16 protein-coding genes are annotated in these 16573 nt (G+C 72.1%); 7 read left to right on the top strand and 9 right to left on the bottom strand.

The features are described from left to right. Positions 1 to 14: 14 nt before the first annotated feature. Positions 15 to 2801: a phosphoenolpyruvate carboxylase gene (gene ppc, locus ACN263_RS03180; protein WP_422738326.1), complete on the top strand. Its 2787-nt coding sequence runs from the start codon at positions 15 to 17 to the stop codon at positions 2799 to 2801. Positions 2802 to 2925: 124 nt separating this feature from the next. Here the strand turns inward: ppc and ACN263_RS03175 are convergent, their stop codons facing one another. Further along, positions 2926 to 3765, bottom strand: a complete 840-nt coding sequence (locus ACN263_RS03175) for a hypothetical protein (protein WP_422738325.1) — start codon at positions 3763 to 3765, stop codon at positions 2926 to 2928. 54 nt (positions 3766 to 3819) lie between these two features. On the opposite strand from ACN263_RS03175, the gene ACN263_RS03170 reads away from it, so the two are divergent. Continuing rightward, positions 3820 to 4980, top strand: a complete 1161-nt coding sequence (locus ACN263_RS03170; protein ID WP_422738324.1) for a DNA recombination protein RmuC — start codon at positions 3820 to 3822, stop codon at positions 4978 to 4980. On the opposite strand, the gene ACN263_RS03165 is transcribed toward ACN263_RS03170, so the two are convergent. After that, on the bottom strand, positions 4977 to 5390 hold the full coding sequence (locus ACN263_RS03165; RefSeq protein WP_422738323.1) for a hypothetical protein: 414 nt from the start codon (positions 5388 to 5390) through the stop codon (positions 4977 to 4979). The two genes, ACN263_RS03170 and ACN263_RS03165, sit on opposite strands and share 4 nt — an antisense overlap. Positions 5391 to 5434: 44 nt before the next feature. Then, the gene (locus ACN263_RS03160) at positions 5435 to 6409 is read right to left on the bottom strand and encodes a 4-hydroxy-3-methylbut-2-enyl diphosphate reductase (protein ID WP_422738322.1); all 975 of its coding nucleotides are present in this window, start codon (positions 6407 to 6409) and stop codon (positions 5435 to 5437) included. Positions 6410 to 6571: 162 nt separating this feature from the next. Here ACN263_RS03160 and xseA point away from each other — a divergent pair, with 162 nt between their 5' ends. Both xseA and ACN263_RS03150 read left to right on the top strand, forming a co-directional pair. Next, positions 6572 to 7813 (top strand): exodeoxyribonuclease VII large subunit, encoded by a 1242-nt coding sequence (gene xseA, locus ACN263_RS03155; RefSeq protein WP_422738321.1) that lies wholly within the window; start codon positions 6572 to 6574, stop codon positions 7811 to 7813. A gap of 30 nt (positions 7814 to 7843) precedes the next feature. Next, positions 7844 to 8065, top strand: coding sequence for an exodeoxyribonuclease VII small subunit (locus tag ACN263_RS03150; protein ID WP_422738320.1), 222 nt, complete (start codon positions 7844 to 7846; stop codon positions 8063 to 8065). Between the two features lie 42 nt (positions 8066 to 8107). On the opposite strand, the gene ACN263_RS03145 is transcribed toward ACN263_RS03150, so the two are convergent. The 3 genes from ACN263_RS03145 to ACN263_RS03135 form a co-directional block, all read right to left on the bottom strand. Next, positions 8108 to 8959: a hypothetical protein gene (locus tag ACN263_RS03145; protein WP_422738319.1), complete on the bottom strand. Its 852-nt coding sequence runs from the start codon at positions 8957 to 8959 to the stop codon at positions 8108 to 8110. 236 nt (positions 8960 to 9195) lie between these two features. Continuing rightward, positions 9196 to 10011: a hypothetical protein gene (locus tag ACN263_RS03140; protein WP_422738318.1), complete on the bottom strand. Its 816-nt coding sequence runs from the start codon at positions 10009 to 10011 to the stop codon at positions 9196 to 9198. 115 nt (positions 10012 to 10126) lie between these two features. Further along, entirely contained in the window at positions 10127 to 10873 is a 747-nt protein-coding gene (locus tag ACN263_RS03135) for a DUF4245 family protein (protein ID WP_422738317.1), read from the bottom strand. Positions 10874 to 11030: 157 nt separating this feature from the next. Here ACN263_RS03135 and glpX point away from each other — a divergent pair, with 157 nt between their 5' ends. Continuing rightward, positions 11031 to 12062, top strand: coding sequence for a class II fructose-bisphosphatase (gene glpX, locus ACN263_RS03130; RefSeq protein WP_422738316.1), 1032 nt, complete (start codon positions 11031 to 11033; stop codon positions 12060 to 12062). Continuing rightward, positions 12059 to 13054 (top strand): DMT family transporter, encoded by a 996-nt coding sequence (locus tag ACN263_RS03125; RefSeq protein ID WP_422738315.1) that lies wholly within the window; start codon positions 12059 to 12061, stop codon positions 13052 to 13054. The genes glpX and ACN263_RS03125 overlap by 4 nt, the downstream gene beginning before the upstream one ends. Before the next feature lie 183 nt (positions 13055 to 13237). Here ACN263_RS03125 and ACN263_RS03120 read toward each other — a convergent pair whose 3' ends face one another. Then, positions 13238 to 13420, bottom strand: coding sequence for a hypothetical protein (locus tag ACN263_RS03120; protein WP_039907349.1), 183 nt, complete (start codon positions 13418 to 13420; stop codon positions 13238 to 13240). A gap of 239 nt (positions 13421 to 13659) precedes the next feature. Between ACN263_RS03120 and ACN263_RS03115 the strand changes: the two genes are divergently transcribed. Further along, complete coding sequence (locus tag ACN263_RS03115) at positions 13660 to 13818, top strand: hypothetical protein (protein ID WP_422738314.1); 159 nt, start codon at positions 13660 to 13662, stop codon at positions 13816 to 13818. Positions 13819 to 13893: 75 nt separating this feature from the next. On the opposite strand, the gene ACN263_RS03110 is transcribed toward ACN263_RS03115, so the two are convergent. After that, positions 13894 to 15507 (bottom strand): hypothetical protein, encoded by a 1614-nt coding sequence (locus ACN263_RS03110; protein WP_422738313.1) that lies wholly within the window; start codon positions 15505 to 15507, stop codon positions 13894 to 13896. 65 nt (positions 15508 to 15572) lie between these two features. Continuing rightward, positions 15573 to 16541, bottom strand: a complete 969-nt coding sequence (locus tag ACN263_RS03105; protein WP_422738312.1) for an NAD(P)/FAD-dependent oxidoreductase — start codon at positions 16539 to 16541, stop codon at positions 15573 to 15575. Between the last annotated feature and the right edge of the window lie 32 nt (positions 16542 to 16573).

Genomic DNA, 16573 nt, shown 5'->3' with positions numbered 1-16573 from the left:
GTAAGGAGCGCATCGTGACCGACCAGCACGACCACGACGGCCCGGACGCCGCGCTGCGCGCCGACATCCGCCGGCTCGGCACCCTCCTCGGTCAGACCCTGGCCCGTCAGGAGGGCCGCCCGCTGCTCGACCTCGTCGAGGAGATCCGCGCCCAGGTACGCACCGACGTCCCGGCCGCCGCCCAACGGCTCGGCGGGCTCGATGTGACCACCGGCACCAAGCTGGCCCGCGCCTTCTCCACCTACTTCCACCTGGCCAACATCACCGAGCAGGTGCACCGCGCCCGCGACCTGCGCCGCCGCCGCGCCGTGCAGGGCGGCTGGCTGGACCAGGCGGCCAAGATGATCGCCGAGCGCGGGGTGCCGGCCGAGGAGATCGCCGCCGTCGCCCGTCGGCTGGCGGTCCGGCCGGTCTTCACCGCCCACCCGACCGAGGCGGCCCGCCGCTCGATCCTGTCCAAGCTGCGGGCCATCGCCGACGAGTTGGACACCGAGACCGCCAACGCGATCCTCTACGGCGCGAGCGACGAGGGTCCGGCCAACCGGCGGCTGTCCGAACTGCTGGACCTGATGTGGCAGACCGACGAGCTGCGGTTGGACCGGCCGGACCCGACCGACGAGGCCCGCAACGCCATCTACTACCTGCGCGACCTGTACGCCGAGGCCGCCCCGCAGGTGCTCGACGACCTGGCCGACACGCTGCGCACCCTCGGTGTGGAGACGTCGCCGACGGCCCGCCCGCTGAGCTTCGGCACCTGGATCGGCGGCGACCGGGACGGCAACCCGTTCGTCACCCCGGCGGTCACCCGCGAGGTGCTGAGGATCCAGCACGAGCACGGCATCGCCGCCACCGAGAAGGCGATGGACCACCTGATCAACGAGGTCTCCGTCTCGCGCCGGCTGCGCGGGGTGTCGTTGGACCTCTCCGCCAGCCTCGCCGCCGACCTCGACGCGCTGCCCGAGGTGGCGCCCCGGTTCCGTCGCGTCAACGCCGAGGAGCCGTACCGGCTCAAGGCGCGCTGCGTGAAGGCCAAGCTGGCCAACACCCGGCAGCGGCTGCGCCAGGGCACCGCCCACGTGCCGGGTCGGGACTACCGGGGCTCGGCCGAGCTGATCGCCGACCTGGACCTGCTGCGCGCCTCGCTGGCCCGCAACTCGGGGCAGCTCACGGCCGTCGGCCGGCTGGCCTCCACCATCCGGACGGTGTCCGCGTTCGGCCTGCACCTGGCGACCATGGACGTCCGGGAGCACGCGGAGAAGCACCACGAGGTGCTCACCCAGCTCTACGCGGCGGTCGGCGAGGTGTCCGACTACCCGTCGCTGAGCAGGCTGGAGCGCACCAAGCTGCTCGCCGAGGAGCTGACCGGCCGTCGACCGCTCTCCACTGTCGACACGCCGCTGACCGAGAGCGCCCGCAAGACCTTCGACGTCTTCGGCACGATCCGCGAGGCGCAGGACCGGTTCGGCGCCGAGGTGATCGAGTCGTACATCATCTCGATGACCCTCGGCGTGGACGACATCCTCGCCGCCGCAGTGCTGGCCCGCGAGGCCGGTCTGATCGACGTGCACACCGGACGGGCCCGGATCGGCATCGTGCCGCTCTTGGAGACCCCGGGCGAGCTGAACGCCGGCGGCGAGATCCTGGACGAGCTGCTCTCGCTGCCCGCGTACCGGACGCTGGTCGCGGCCCGTGGCGACGTGCAGGAGGTGATGCTCGGCTACTCGGACTCGAACAAGGAGGCCGGGATCACCACCAGCCAGTGGTCGATCCACCGGGCCCAGCGCGCGCTGCGTGACGTGGCCGCCCGGCACGGCGTACACCTGCGGCTCTTCCACGGCCGCGGCGGTACGGTCGGGCGTGGCGGTGGCCCGACGCACGAGGCGATCCTGGCCCAGCCGTACGGCACGCTGGACGGCGCGATCAAGGTGACCGAGCAGGGCGAGGTCATCTCCGACAAGTACACCCTGCCCTCGCTGGCCCGGGAGAACCTGGAGCTGACCCTCGCGGCGGTGCTGCAGGCGACGCTGCTGCACACCGCGCCCCGGCAGCCGGCCGAGATGCTGGAACGCTGGGACGCGACGATGGACGTGGTGTCCGAGTCGGCGTTCCGGTCGTACCGGTCGCTGGTCGAGGACCCGGACCTGCCGGCGTACTTCTGGGCGTCCACGCCCACCGAGCTGCTCGGCGCGCTGAACATCGGCTCCCGGCCGGCGAAGCGTCCGAACACCGGTGCCGGGCTGTCCGGGCTGCGGGCCATCCCGTGGGTGTTCGGCTGGACGCAGACCCGGCAGATCGTGCCGGGCTGGTTCGGTGTCGGCTCCGGCCTGGCCGCCGCCCGTGAGGCCGGGTTGGCGGACGTGCTGGCCGAGATGCACCGCAACTGGCACTTCTTCCGCACGTTCCTGTCGAACGTCGAGATGATGCTGACCAAGACCGACCTCAGCATCGCCCGCCGGTACGTCGAGACCCTGGTGCCGAAGAAGCTGCACCCGATCTTCGAGCAGATCGAGCGGGAATACGAGCTGACCAAGCGCGAGGTGCTGGCGGTGACCGCCTCGCCGGCCCTGCTGGAGAACTCGCCGGTGCTCCAGCGCACCCTGGCCGTCCGCGACACCTACCTGGAGCCGCTGCACCACCTTCAGGTGGCGCTGCTGCGGCAGTACCGGGAGTCCGGCGCGGCGGGCCGGGCGGTCGCCACCGCGCCGGGCGGTCGACGCGCGCCCAGCGACGGCACCGCCCTGGAGCGGGCGTTGCTCACCACCGTGAACGGCATCGCCGCCGGCATGCGCAACACCGGCTGACCAGCGGAACGCCCGAGGCCGGGCCGGTCAGGCCCGGTCGATCATGGAGTTGTGGTGCCCCGCGAAAGCCGCCAACAGCGGCGAAGCGGGCACCACAACTCCATGATCGTCGGACTGGGTGGGGTCAGAAGTCGCCGCCGCCGAAATCACCGCCACCGAAGTCGCCACCGCCGAAGTCGCCGAAGCCTCCCCCGCCGAAGTCACCACCGGCGTAGTCGCCACCGCCGAAGTCGCCCGCCTGGTCCCCGCCACCGAAGTCGCCGCCCTGGTCGCCGTAGTCCGCGCCCTGGTCGTCGGCGTAGTCCGCGCCGTCGCCGAAGCCCTCCTGGTAGCCCTGGTCGTAGCCGTACCCGGGGTCGGCGAAGGCCGGTGAGAACAGCGCGTCCGCGATCAGCATGCCGCCGAGCACGCCGGCGCCCGCGCCCAGCGCGGTCTTCCACCAGGGGGTCGAGTACCAGCCGGCCGGCACCGGGCGGCCGTGGTACCGCCCGCCGGGGTAGTAGTAGGGCGTGTCCCGACCGGGCTGCGGGCCGGCCCGGAAGGTCTGGCCCTGCACGTCGACCTCGCGCTCCTTGGTGAGCTGCCCGACGCCCCGCGCGGCGGCGAGCGCCGGCACCTCCGGCCCGGGATCGATGCCCAGCGCCGTCCGCGCCGCCCGGATGTACGCCAGACCTTCCAGCGCGGTCTCCCGGGCGAGCTCGAACTGGCGCGGCGTCCGCGCCTGCTCCAACTGGGAACCGGCCGCGTTGTAACGCTCCCCGGCGTCGGCCAGCGCCTGCCGGACGGCGGGCTCGTCGCCGTGCAGCGTCATCAACTGGCCGCCGAGGCGCTCGTACCAGCGTTGCGCGTCCGCCCGGGCGTCGCCGAGCGCGGCACGCCGCTGGGCGTTGACCCGGGAGTAGGCGAGCAGGCCGGCACCCACCACGCCGGCGAGGACGACCGCGAGGCACAGCAGAGCTTCCATGTCAACGAACGTACCCCCGGGTGTCACGTCGTACCCGTCTGGCAAGCTCCGGTGATGGACGTCTCGACGTTGCTGGTGGTGGTCGTGTGCCTCGGTGCCGGCGGGGCGGTCGGTTGGTTCGCGGCCCGGTCCCGGTCGGCGGCCGACATCGCCCGACTGGACGCCACCCTGACCGCCACCCGCGAGGGCGAGGGCCGGCTGGAGCAGTCCATGCGGGCGTTGAGCTACGAGGCCACCGCGCAGTCTCAGGAAGCGGTGGCCCGGGCCGTGGCGCCGCTGCACGACAGCCTGCGCCGGTACGAGCAGCGGGTGGCCGAGCTGGAACACGACCGCGTCGACGCGTACGCCGAGCTGCGTGAGCAGGTCCGCTCGATGAACGTGGTCTCCGGGGAGCTGCGCACCGAGACGAAGCAGCTGGTGGCCGCGCTGCGCGCGCCGCAGGTGCGGGGCCGGTGGGGCGAGCACCAGCTGCGCCGGATCGTCGAGGCGGCCGGGATGCTGGAGCACTGCGACTTCTCCGAGCAGGTGACCGCCGCCACCGACGATCAGGTCGTCCGCCCGGATCTGGTGGTACGCCTGCACGGCGGTCGGTCGGTGGTGGTGGACGCGAAGGCGCCCTTCGACGCGTACCTGACGGCCATGGAGGCCCGCGACGAGCGGGGTCGGGACACCTACCTGGACGCGCACGCCCGGCACCTGCGCGGGCACGTCGACGCGCTGGCCGCCAAGTCGTACTGGGCGGCGTTCGACAGCTCGCCCGAGTTCGTGGTGCTGTTCGTCCCGGCGGACCCGTTCCTCGACGTCGCGCTCCAACGCGACCCGACGCTGCTGGAGCACGCGTTCGCCCGCAATGTCGTGCTGGCCACGCCGGCCACCCTGGTCGCGCTGCTGCGCACGGTGGCCTACTCGTGGCGGCAGGAGGCGCTGGCCCGCAACGCGCTCGCGGTGCACACCCTGGCCCGGGAGCTGTACGGCCGGCTCGCCACCCTCGGCGACCACGTGGGCAAGCTCGGGTCGTCGCTGACCGGGGCGGTGACCGCCTACAACCGGGCGGTCGGCTCGCTGGAAGCGCGGGTGCTGGTCAGCGCCCGCAAGCTCGCCGAACTGGGCGTCTCGGACGAGGAGCTGGCGGCCCCCGCCCAGGTCGAGCTGACCCCCCGGCAGCCGCAGGCGCCGGAGCTGCTGGACGACGCCGACCGCCCGCACCCGGCCTAACGGCGGTTGGCGCTCTCCACGACGAACGGCGTGCCCTGCTGGCAGGTGGTCATCGTGCCCTTCTCCACCCGGCCGGTGACGGTCACGGTGGCGCCGGGGGTCAGCACGTCCCGGGGGCCGCCCACCAGCAGGTACCCGTCGAGGAGCACACAGTTCGGCTCCACCCCGGCGGTGATCGTGCCGGTGAGTTCGGCCCCGCCGACCGGCGGCGGAACGGTGGGCCCGCCCGGCGACTTGAGCGGCGGAGCGGGAGTGGTCGGCGACTCGGGAGTGGTGGGCGACGCGGGGGCGGGCTGGCCGGTCGTCGCCGACGGGCCGCCGGGGGTGGTGGCGGGACCGTCGGTTCCACCGCAGGCGCTCAGCGCCGCGCAGACGACCAGGGCGGGAACGACGAGCCGAAGAGTCCTCATGTCGCCTTCGACGCACGGGACGGGCGCGGCGTTCCCACCGGGTGTCAGCCGCGGGCCGCGGCGGCCTTCATGTCCCGCTTCAGCTCCTGCGGAAGCGAGAAGGTGAGCCGCTCGTTGGCGGTGGTGATCTCCTCGACGTCGGCGAAGCCGCGCTCGGCCAGGTGCGCCAGCACATCGCGGACCAGGTCCTCCGGGACGCTCGCTCCGGAGGAGACGCCGACCGTACGCGCGTCGGCCAACCAGGCGTCGTCGATCTCGTGGGCGAAGTCGATCAGGTGACCGGCGCGGGCACCGGCGTCCAGGGCGACCTCGACCAGCCGGACCGAGTTCGAGGAGTTCGTCGAGCCGACGACGATCACCACGTCGCACTCGGGGGCAATCTCCTTGACCACGTGCTGCCGGTTGGAGGTGGCGTAGCAGATGTCGTCGCTGGGCGGGGACTGGAGCAGTGGCAGCCGCTGCTTGAGCCGGGCGACCGTCTCCAGGGTCTCGTCCACCGAGAGCGTGGTCTGGGAGAGCCAGACCACCTTCTCCGGGTCGCGCACGGTGACCTTGTCGACGCCGTCCGGGCCGTCCACGAGCTGGATGTGCGCGGGCGCCTCACCGGCGGTGCCGATGACCTCCTCGTGCCCCTCGTGGCCGATCAGCAGGATGTCGTAGTCCTCAGCGGCGAACCGCTTCGCCTCCTGGTGCACCTTGGTGACCAGCGGGCAGGTCGCGTCGATGGCCTTCAGCGAACGCTCGCGCGCCTGCTCGTAGACCTCGGGCGCCACGCCGTGCGCGGAGAAGATGACGGTCGAGCCCTCCGGCACCTCCTCGTTCTCCTCCACGAAGATCGCGCCCTGGGCCTCCAGGGTCTGCACGACGTGCTTATTGTGCACGATCTGCTTGCGGACGTAGATCGGGGCGCCGTACAGCTTCAGCGCCTCCTCGACGGTCTGCACCGCACGGTCCACACCCGCGCAGTAGCCGCGAGGCTTGGCCAAAAGCACGCGCTTGCCGCTCCGGAGATCAGTCACACCCCCATCCTACGTGCCCCCTCCTCCCCCACCTCCCGACCCGAACCCCGCCCGGCCCCCGCCCAGCTCGTCGATCATGAAGTTATTGCCACGACACGCCGCCACCGAGCGCAATAACTTCATGATCAACGGGGGTCAGTGGGGTGGTCGTAGGGTGGGTGCGTGAGTGGTGGGGGTGGGGATGCTGCGCGGAGCAGCGCTGAGGAGCCTTGGCCGGTCCGGGTCGTCTCGCAGAAGGTCGGGGCGTGGATCGCCAAGCTGGGCTGGGTGTGGGTGGACGGGCAGGTGGCGCAGATCAGCCGCCGTCCCGGGGCCACCACGGTCTTCCTGACCCTGCGTGACCCGTCCGCCGACCTGAGCCTGACCGTCACCACCAACCGGGACGTGCTCGACGCCGGTGCGCCGGAGTTGCGCGAGGGCGCCCGGGTGGTGCTGCACGCCAAGCCGGAGTTCTACGCCGCCCGGGGCACCTTGAGCCTGCGGGCCGACGAGATCCGGCAGGTGGGCCTCGGTGAGCTGCTGGCCCGGTTGGAGAAGCTCAAGAAGCTGCTCGCCGCCGAGGGACTGTTCGACCGGGCCCGCAAGCGCCGGTTGCCGTTCCTTCCCGGCCGGATCGGTCTCATCACCGGCCGTGCTTCCGCCGCCGAGCGGGACGTGCTGACCAACGCGCGGCGGCGCTGGCCGGCCGTGGAGTTCCGGACGGTCAACGTGGCCGTGCAGGGCCCGTCCGCCGTGCCGCAGATCGTGGACGCGCTCAAGGTCCTGGACGCGGACCCGAGCATCGACGTGATCATCATCGCCCGGGGTGGCGGCGGCATCGAGGACCTGCTGCCCTTCTCCGACGAGGCGCTGTGCCGCGCCGTCTTCGGTTGCCGTACCCCGGTGGTCAGCGCGATCGGCCACGAGACCGACGCGCCGCTGATCGACTACGTCGCCGACCTGCGGGCCTCCACCCCGACGGACGCCGCCAAGCGGGTGGTTCCCGACCTCACCGAGGAGGTACGCCTCATCGGGCAGGCCCGGCACCGGCTCCAGCGGGCGGTGCGCAACCTGGTCGACCGGGAGTCGCACCGCCTCGACAGCCTGCGGTCTCGACCCGTGCTGGCCCGACCGCAGGTGATGGTGGAGCACCGCGCCACCGAGCTGGCCGCGCTGCGGCAGCGCGCCGGGCGCTGCCTGGACCACCGACTCGCGGCCGCCGACGACGACCTGCGGCACACCCTCGCCCGGCTGCGTGCCCTCTCCCCCGCCGCGACCCTCGACCGCGGGTACGCGATCGTGCAGCGCGCCGACGGGCACGTCGTCCGGGCGGCGGCCGAGGTCGGCAAGGGCGACCCTTTACGGGTACGCCTCGCCGAGGGCGAGCTGGCCGCGACGGTCGACGGGGACGTGGCGACGCGGTGACGCCGACCGGGGTGTGCTGAGATGGACGCGATGACTGACGACACGAAGGCCGGGCCGGACGAGCGGCTCAGCTACGAGCAGGCCCGCGCCGAACTGGCTTCGGTGGTCGAGCGGCTGGAGGCCGGCGGCACGTCCCTGGAGGAGTCGCTGGCGCTGTGGGAGCGCGGCGAGGCGTTGGCGGTGATCTGCCAGCGCTGGCTGGACGGGGCACGGGCGCGGATCGACGCCGCCCGCGAGGCGCCGTCCGCCTGATCGTCGGGTGGGATGGCCGGAGCCACCCCACCCGTACGACGGTCAGTTGAACAGGCTGTACAGCTCGGCGGGCGCCTCGACGACCTGGTCCGCCGGCGGCTTCTGGGCCGGGCTGGCGGAGCCGTAGTCGGAGTACGTCATCTTGATCTCCTGGGCCGTGGTCTGCCCGGAGGCCGGGAGTTGCAGCACCAGTTCGCTCAGCCGGCCCTGCGGGTCGACCTTCGCGGTGAACGGAACGGTCTTCGCCTGGGTGCCCAGCGCGGCGATGGTGGCGGCGTTCAGCGAGCCCGCCTCGGCGGCCTTGGTCACGTCGATGGTGCCGGCGTACGTGCCGGTGCCGGTGCTGCGGACCTCGGTGATGCCCTGGGTCAGCACGGCGCTGCCGGCCGGATCGACCTTGTCGAAGTCGAAGCCGAGGTTCTTGTTGCCCTTGATGCGGGCCTGGTCGAGGTGCTGGTACTTGCCGAGGTTGAGCTGCTTGATGGCGGGCAGGCTGTTGGCGGTGGGCCCGCTCAGTTCCAGCTTCACCCAGCTGTCCGGCTTGGCGTGGATCACGTCGAGCTTCATGGCCAGGTCGGAGGAGGGACCGCCGATGGCGAACTTCAGCGCGGCGCTCTGACTCGGCTGGTGCACCTGCCCTTCGGCGGTGGAGCCGGCGCCGGAGAGGGTGAACCGGAAGTTGCCGTCGCTGATCGCCTTGGTGGAGTCGAGCAGGGCCTGCTTGGCGTCGCCGGAGACCGGCGCGCCGCCGGACTGGCTCGGCGCACCGGACGCGCTCACCGTCGGGGACGCGGTCGAGCCGGCGGTACCGGTGGTGCCACCGGCGCAGGCGGCCAGGGCGGGCGTGAACAGGGCGGCGGCTACCAGGCCGGCACCCAGTCGTCGAACAGTCATACGTGTCTCCCAAGGGGGTCACCCGACGACCTGGTCGGCGCCGGAAACCGGGCGACGCGGCAGCCCTTCGGCCACGTCGCACGATCCGGGCCGAGCGGCGCGCCCGGATCGCTCCCCTCTTGTTCCCTGTCGACGCGTCGGACAATCACCCTTGTTGTCCGGTTGTTCGCCCACCCCGGGATACCGAACAGAGCGGGCCGGGGTGACCCGTGGTCACCCCGGCCCGATCGGGCGGCCTACTTGAACATCTCGTACGTCTCCGCCGAGGCCTCGACCACCTTGTCCGCCGGCGGCTTCTGCGCGCCGGTGCCGGCGCCGTAGCCCGCGTACCCGATCTTGATGTCGTGCGCGGCGGCCTCGCCGGCGGCCGGCACCGAGATGACCAGCTCGGTGAGGCGGCCCTGCGGGTCCAGCTTGGCGGTGAACGGCAGCGCCTTGGCCTGCGCGCCGAGCGCCTTGACCACGTCCTCGTCGAGGGCGACCGACTCGGTCGAGGCGGCACTGATGTCGATCTTGCCGGCGTACGTGCCCTCGCCGGTCTTCTGCACCTCGGTCACACCCTTGACCAGGGTCTCGCTGTCGACCGGGTCGAGCGACTCCGGGTCGAGCTGGAGGTCCTTGATGTCCTTGGCCTTGGTCTTGTCGAGGTGCTGGTACTTGCCCTTGTTCTTGGACAGCTCGGGGACCATGGCCGCCATGGCGCCGCCGATCTCCATCCGCACCCAGCTCTCCGAGTCGATGTAGATGAGGTCCATCTCCATCGACACGTCCTCGGAGGCGTCACCCATCTTCATGGTCAACTGCGCGCTGTTGCTGGGCTTGTGCACCAGGCCACCGCCGGTCAGGTCGGCGCCCGCGATGGTGAACGTGAAGTCGCCCTTGGCCATCTCCTTCGTGGAGGCGAGCAGCGCCTCCTTCGGGTCGGCCGGTACGGCCGGAGCGGACGCGCTGGGGGCGGCAGCCGGCTCGGCAGCGTCGGACTTGCACGCGGCCAGGCCGGGGACGAGCAGGGTGGCGGCGAGGAAGCCGAAGCTCCACCGTCGAATGTTCACTGAGTTCTCACTTCAAGAGATGGACATGGTCCGGCCGCAGCGTGCGGCCGGACCGAGCCGAGGGAGCCTAACGGATGAGCCCTTTGGCGTGGGGGTCTTATCGACTGTGGACGTCTCAGCGCAGGGCGCCGGCCAACTCCCGCAGCTCGTTGTCCCGTGCGTCACCGATCACGAGCACCGTCCGGGTCGGCTCCAACAGGGCCAGCGCCTGCTGGTTCCCCCGGGCCGTGTACCGCTGCCAGGTGCGGCCATCCAATTCTGTCGGACCCTGTGGCTGGCCCTGGTCGGTCAACTCGGCCGGGAGCAGCCGCTCGGCCGGCACGTTGCTCTGCACGAGTTGCACACCCCTGCCCTCCGGCGTGAGGTAGCCGATCCGCAGGGTCCCGCCGCCCTCGACGGTCTGGTAGCGGGCGCTGACCGTACGCCAGCCGGAGCCCAGGTCCTGCGGCTGGCTCACGGCGAAGGCGTTGGCGGACCGCGCCTGCTCGATCGCCGGGGCCGGATCGACGGTGGTGGCCTGGTCCCCGCCGAGGAAGCCCCGGTAGAAGGCGAGCAGCAGCGCGATCGGGATGAGCAGTACCAGCAGCGAGATCGCCATGTCCTTGGGCGATCGCTCGGCCTTGGCCGTCGCCGCCGCCGCCGGGGGCGGCGACGGCCGCGCCGGCTCGACGCGGGCCGGCTCGACCTCCGGGGTCGCCGCACCGGCGACGAGAGCCGGCTCGTCGGTGGTCGACGCCGTCGACTCCGCCGGGCTCGTCGCGGCGGGCCCGGCGCCGGGGGCGTCCGGGAGGTCGGCCGGTGGCTGGCCGTCGGGCGGCGTGCGATCGGCGGGTACGCGGTCAGCAGGCTGTGCGGGTTCCACCCTGCCATCTTCGCAGCCGCCCGACCGGCGGTATCCGGCCCATCACCGCCCCGCACCGGCGCTCGGTCGGCCATCGTGTGAGGATCAGCGACAAAGCCGGCAGCGGTGCACCCCGCCGCCGGCCGTCCCCGCACCGTCGCGAGGAGGAGCAGCCGTCATGACGAACACCAGGACGCGGATCCCACAGGATCTCGACCGTAACCTGGCCCTCGACCTGGTACGGGTCACCGAGGCCGCGGCGATGGCCGCAGGCCGCTGGGTGGGCCGGGGCGACAAGGAGGGCGGCGACGGCGCCGCGGTCGACGCCATGCGCAAACTGATCAACTCGATCCAGATGCGGGGCATCGTGGTGATCGGCGAGGGCGAGAAGGACAACGCCCCGATGCTCTTCAACGGCGAACACGTCGGGGACGGCACCGGCCCGGAGGTGGACGTCGCGGTCGACCCGGTGGACGGCACGACCCTGATGAGCAAGGGCATGCCGAACGCCCTCGCGGTGCTCGCCGTCTCGGAGCGGGGCGCGATGTTCGACCCCAGTGCGGTCTTCTACATGGAGAAGCTCGCGGTCGGCCCCGCGTACGCCGACGTGATCGACATCAACGCCGGGGTGGCCGAGAACCTCCGCCGGATCGCCAAGGTCAAGGGCACCGACGTCTCCGAGGTGACGGTCTGCGTACTGGACCGCAGCCGGCACGACGACCTGGTGACCCAGATCCGGCGGGCCGGGGCGGGCATCAGGTTCATCTCCGACGGCGACATCGCCGGCTCCATCCTGGCGGCCCGGGGCGAATCGGACGTCGACGTGCTCATGGGCATCGGCGGCACCCCGGAGGGCATCATCTCGGCCTGCGCACTCAAGTGCATGGGCGGCGCGATGCAGGCCAAGCTCTGGCCGCGCGACGCCGAGGAACGGGAGAAGGCCCTCGCCGCCGGGCACGACCTGGACCGGGTGCTCGGCACCGACGACCTGGTCACCGGGGACAACTGCTTCTTCGTGGCGACCGGGGTCACCTCGGGTGATCTGCTGCGCGGGGTGCGCTACCGGGCCGGCGGCGCGTACACCCAGTCGATCGTCATGCGCTCGAAGAGCGGCACCATCCGGGTCATCGACTCGTACCACCGGCTGGAGAAGTTGGCGCTCTACTCCGCGGTCGACTTCGACGGTCGCCCGCTCGCCGAGCAGGAGTGAGCGGCACCGGCACCGCGGCCCCGCCGGTCCTGCCAGCCACCCGCCGGATCATCGGCGTCGCGCTGGCGTCGGTCTCCGGGGTCGCGGTGGCGGCGCAGTCTCGGATCAACGGCGAGTTGGGCGTACGCCTGGCCGACGGGTTCGCCGCCGCGGTGGTCTCGTTCGGGCTGGGCCTGGTGGTGCTGCTGGTGCTGGTGCCGGCCATCCCCGCCGGCCGGCGCGGGCTGCTCGCCGTCCGGCGTGCCCTCAAGGCCGGCACGCTACGCCCGTGGCAGTGCCTCGGCGGAATGTGCGGCGCGTTCCTGGTGGCCACGCAGGGGCTCACCATCGGGTCGCTGGGGGTGGCGGTCTTCACCGTCGCGGTGGTCGCCGGCCAGTCCGGCAGCAGCCTCGCCGTCGACCGCGCCGGCATCGGCCCGACCGGTCGGCAGCCGGTCACCCGGCAGCGCCTGGCCGGCGCGGTACTCACCGTGCTCGCGGTCGTCCTGGCGGTCGGTGACCGGCTCGGCGACCCGGGCGGACTGGTGCTGGCCCTGTTGCCGCTGCTGGCCGGCGTGGGCATCGCCTGGCAGCAGGCGGTCAACGGGCAGGTCCGGGCGACGGCCGACAGCGCGTTGACCGCCACGCTCGTCAACTTCGCCGTCGGCACGACCACTCTGCTTGTCGCGTTCGCGATCGACATCGCCGTACGAGGCTGGCCGACCGGCCACGCGCCGAGCGAGCCCTGGCTCTACCTGGGCGGTCCGATCGGCATCGTGTTCATCGCGATCGCCGCCGCCATCGTGCGCTTCACCGGTGTGCTGCTGCTCGGCCTGGCCACCATCGCCGGCCAGATCGTCGGGGCCGTGCTGCTGGACCTGGTGCTGCCCACAGCGGCCTCCCACCCCGGCGTGAACACCCTGCTGGGTGCCGCGCTGACCATGGTCGCGGTGCTGGTCGCCGCCCTCGCCCCACCCGCCACCCGGCCGCCCGCACGCAGCGCCCAGCCATGATCGTTGGCTGCTCAGCGGTACGACACGCCGCGCGGAGAACCGCCGAGCAGCCAACGATCCGCCGGCCCGCCTGATCCACTCGGGTTTACGGAAACCGCGCTGTCCTACCGCCTCCGACGCCCCGGTTTCAAGAAACCCGAGTCGATCAACACGGGCGATCAGGGCTCTCGCTGTCGTATCGACTCAGTCCTGACTGGGTCTGTGTTCAGCGATCCAGCGGGCGACATCCCGCCGACGCCACACCTTGCCCATCGCGAGCACGGCAACCGGGTCGGGAAACCCCTTGCTGTTCGCGATGATGCTGACCCGCTGCCGGCTGATCCCGCCGAGCATCTCTCGGATCTCCGCAACGCCGACCAGATCCATGCCCTTGACGGTAAGCAACAACGCGTGGTAATCGGCAAACAACGCTAGACGTTGCGTCTGTTGACTATTGATGCAGGTAACCAACGAACGCCAGTATCGTGGCATGTCATCGCCCGAATTCAGGCCCGCTCATTGCCATGCGATTGCCGTTGGGCACGCGCCCGTACGTCCGATCTGGGTCTGTCGGCGCGGCTGTGGCACCTGGCCGTGTCCGACTGCTCGACTGACTTTTGCGACCGGTGTACGACGACGACCTCGTCGGGCTGGCCGTCGAGATGGCGGGATACCTGTTCGACGCGACCGGCGACCTGGTGCGACTCAACCCCGACGGAATGCCCGGCCCGGATGCGCTGTTCACCCGCTTCGTCGGATGGACGCGGCGCACGCCGTTCACCTGAACGAGCTATTCCAGGCAACCGGACTCGAGTGCGCGCATGACCTCGGGCCGCTTCATCCGCCACCGCGGGCAGGTATCAGCGCAGCGGCACGCGCGGCGGCAGGGGTGGGTACGGCGGGTAGGGCGGCGTGTCGCGCCGGTTCTCTTCGCGGGCCGGGTCGGCGAGGCGGGCCAGCCGGACGGCCAGCAGCAGTCCCGGCACGGTGGCGAGCAGGGCCAGCGCGACCGCCACCGGCGTCTGCTCGGGAGTGCCGTTCACCCAGCCGGCCAGTGGCAGTCCGGCCAGGAGCACGGTGAGCAGGAGAGTTCCCGCGGTCCACCCGACCCAGCGCCCCGGAGCGGTGCCGAGCCACGGAACGAGGAGCAGCACCGCTACCGCCAGCGCGCCCAGCGGGATGATGACGAACAACGCGGTGAACACGATGCTCGCCTCGTCGACCCAGAACCAGTTGGCCCGCAGCAGGAGTCCGCCGAGCAGAATCGCGGCAGCCCCGGCGGTTCCCCACCAGCGGCTGCCGCCGCCGCGTCGGATCGCCAGATGTCCGGCGAGCACGGTGACCGCGCAGCCGAGGAGCAACACGAGCGCGATGGCAAGCCAGACGTCGACCTCGCGTTGCACCCGTCCGCCGTCGTACACAGCGGGCAGTTCGGGCGTGACGGCCAAGTGGGACTGGCTACCGAGAAACCCTTCGCGTCGCCACCCGCCGTCCGACAGACGACGCAGGAATCCGTCCCGGCCGTTGGCGACCAGTACCTCGTGGCCGCCCCCGGCGTGCGGGTAGACGACGAGTTCGCGGGATGAGAAATGGCGACGGACGTCACCGGGTTTCTCGTACCGTTGGGCCAACTCGTCGCGCTGCGGATCCGACACCTCCCACGCGATCTGCCAGGTGACCCCGACGTCGTCGCTCTGTTCCACCCGCAGGTGCCCGGGGACCACCCGGTAGCAGCGTCGGGGGTCGTCCGGGGCGCACGCCTGCTGGCGCGGGGAGTCCTGGGCAGCCCGCAGTAATCGCCACTCGTCGTCGGTGGTGATCCGCCAGGTGGTCGCCCCGTCGTCGCTGATCGACCAACCGCCGTCGGCCGGGCCATCGGGCCAGCTTCCCTCGAAGCCGCCGCCGATCGAGATCGCCGGGCGGCCGTCGAGCGTCGTGGTGCCGAGCGCGTACGGGTAGTTGACCGCGCTGGTCGCGGCCACCGCCAGAACGGCCGGCGGCAGCACCACCAGCAGCCGGATCAGCCGAGCCGTCCGGTGCCGCACCGGTCGCCTTCGCGCCCGCGTCCAACTCCAGCACGCCAGGCCGAGTGCCGGCAGCGTGAACAGGTCCGTCCGGTCGGCCCGGACCAGTGACGGCCCGGCCAGTGTCGTCCATGCCGACGAGGCCAGCTCAGCGGCGTACCCACTGGTTTTGACCACCGCGAACCCGGCACCCACGGCGACCAGACCGACCAGCGCGGCCCGGCGGGCCGGCAGCCGCGGCACCAGCAGCGTGAGCAGCACCGCCACCAGCGGCGGTGCGAGCACCAGGCCCGCGACGTCACTCAACTTGCCGGTCACCAGGCCGGGAAAGGCCGCCTTCAGCACACGGTCGTTGACGACCAGCACGACAAGCGCGAGCAGGGTCGTCGGGTGGCAGAGCCAGGCCAGCGTCGTGGGCGCGCCATCGCGTGCTCTCTCGGTCCCCGTCATCCCCTCAGGGTCCGGTCGACCCGTCTCGATCCGGACACGGAGCGGTCAGTGTCCGATACCGACGGTCAGCCCGCGTCGGACGAGTGCCCGGGGAACAGGTGCGCGCTCGGGTCGATGGCGACCGCCGCGTTGTTGACCGCCGTGGCGGCCTCGCCGAAGCCGGTGGCGATCAGGCGTACCTTGCCCGGGTACTCGGTGATGTCGCCGGCCGCGAAGACCCTCGGCAGGTTCGTCGCCATCGCGCTGTCCACCACGATGTGCCGGCGGTCGAGGCGGAGCCCCCATTCGGCGAGCGGGCCGAGGTCGGCGGTGAAGCCGAGGGCGGCGACCACCGTGTCGACCGGCAGGGTCTCGACCGCGCCGCCGCGTACGGTCACCTCGGCACCGGTCACCGTGGTGTCCCCGAGCAGCCGGGTGACCTCGGCGTTGACGATGACCCGCACCGGCAGGGACAGCACCCGGGCGACCGTCGAGGCGTGCGCCCGGAACTTCTCCCGCCGGTGTACGAGGGTCACCGAGCGGGCCAGCGGTTGCAGGGCCAGCGCCCAGTCGAAGGCGGAGTCTCCGCCGCCGACGATCAGCACGTCCCGATCGGTCAGCTCGGCCGGGTCGGTCACGAAGTAGACGATGCCGGCGCCGGGCGCGCCGTCGGCGCAGGGCAGCGGCCGTGGGCTGAAGCTGCCCAGCCCGCCGGTGACCACGACCGCGCCGCAGCCGAGCTGCTCGCCACCGGCCAGGCCGAGCACCGGCCGGTCGTCGGTGTACGACAGCTTCTCCGCCCGCGTGCCGAGCACGTATTCCGGGCCGAAGGGCGCCGCCTGGGCGACCAGGTTGGCGACCAGGTCACGACCCTTGACGGCGGGGAAGCCGGCCACGTCCAGGATGAGTTTCTCCGGATACATGGCGGTGACCTGGCCGCCCGGCTCCGGTAGCGCGTCGATCACCGCCACGGACAGGCCCCGGAACCCCGCGTAGTACGCGGCGAAGAGACCGGCGGGACCGGCCCCGATCACGGCGACATCGACCTCGCGCATGGCGTACCGTCGCTTTCCGCTCGCGGATCAAC

The sequence above is a fragment of the Micromonospora sp. WMMD729 genome (assembly GCF_049315225.1).
Taxonomy (GTDB): domain Bacteria; phylum Actinomycetota; class Actinomycetes; order Mycobacteriales; family Micromonosporaceae; genus Micromonospora.
This window is presented reverse-complemented; position numbering and strand designations above follow the sequence as displayed.